This window comes from Salinivibrio sp. MA427, assembly GCF_001996115.1.
In the GTDB taxonomy this organism is placed as follows: Bacteria; Pseudomonadota; Gammaproteobacteria; order Enterobacterales; family Vibrionaceae; genus Salinivibrio; species Salinivibrio costicola.
Genome location: NZ_MUFH01000493.1, coordinates 1 through 1,118, shown reverse-complemented (window position 1 = coordinate 1,118; position 1,118 = coordinate 1). Strand labels below are relative to the sequence as shown.

The window sequence follows — 1,118 nt, the reverse complement described above, 5'->3', positions numbered from 1 at the left end:
CACCAGTAAGGTTACGCCTGTACCCACTAAAAATAGTACCAGGCCGGCCAATATCACGGGTTTACGCCCCACTCGGTCAGACACGGCACCATAAATGAACTGCGATAATCCGTACGGAATCAAATAACAGGCCATGACTGCTTGTAACCGTGACGGTGACACCGCAAAGTCCGTCGCCATCACGCCAATAGAAGGTACATACATGGTTTGGGTCATTTGCCCAACCGCTGCCAACATCACGATCAATAGCAATAGCTTGCCCATAGGCATTGCCGAGGACATACCAACACTCCTAAAAATTATTATGCGAAATAAACATTGAAAACGAAACAAGATTGAGGTTAAGGACATAACCTCCGAGAACACCTTGTTTACGGTGAGGGAATGATAGGCTTTGCAGGCAAGGTAAGCAATCGACGTTTAGCGTCACCACCCCGATTCTTTGTTATATTAAAGATTAGTTTATCTAATCCTAAATCCAGCGACGCACCTGTGCTTTGTAGGCTTCAAATTCATCGGGCCATTGGCTCAACAAGCGATACTCTTCGGCAGGAATAAATGTGGCAGACAAGTAAGCCATAAAAGCAGGGATCATCCCCCAGCACCATAGCGCATTAAAGTAGAACCCGGCGGCAACAATGATCAATATCATCGCCAAGTACATTGGATTACGGCTATAAGCGTAGATGCCTGTAGTGACCAGCGCGGAGGGGGCTTGTAGCGGATCGACAGTGGTGTGATGACGATGAAACGCCCATTTTGCCGCCAGCAATAGCCCTAAGGCAACGACAAACGGTGCAATCGCCCAGCTGGGGCTGCCTAGCTTAATATCAWAAGGAAAGTAATACGTTAATGCAAGCCCGCCGCCAATTGCCGCTAACATGGCAACGGGAGGTAAAGGGGGAAAGAGATAGCGCCAAGCCGGTACACGCATAACTCGTCCTTGAGTGATGACTGATATAATAGCGAAACTCTAACCAAAAAAGGCAGCCACTGTCACTGCCTTTTTGCCAAATTACGAGGCGTTAACGCTTAATATTCAGTCTTGCTCAAGATTGAGACGATGCTTGCCGTGTTCGATCTTGGCTTTCAGATAATTACGGTTACCATCTTTAAGG

Annotated in this window: 2 protein-coding genes; both read right to left on the bottom strand. The window is 47.4% G+C overall.

The window, feature by feature from the left end; all coding sequences use genetic code 11:
• The coding region (locus BZG79_RS15855) for an MFS transporter (RefSeq protein ID WP_199878099.1) at positions 1-282 on the bottom strand (282 nt) is incomplete at its 3' end.
• A 190-nt stretch (positions 283-472) separates the two neighbouring features.
• On the bottom strand, positions 473-934 hold the full coding sequence (locus BZG79_RS15850; RefSeq protein WP_077774890.1) for an isoprenylcysteine carboxylmethyltransferase family protein: 462 nt from the start codon (positions 932-934) through the stop codon (positions 473-475).
• Positions 935-1,118: the final 184 nt, after the last annotated feature.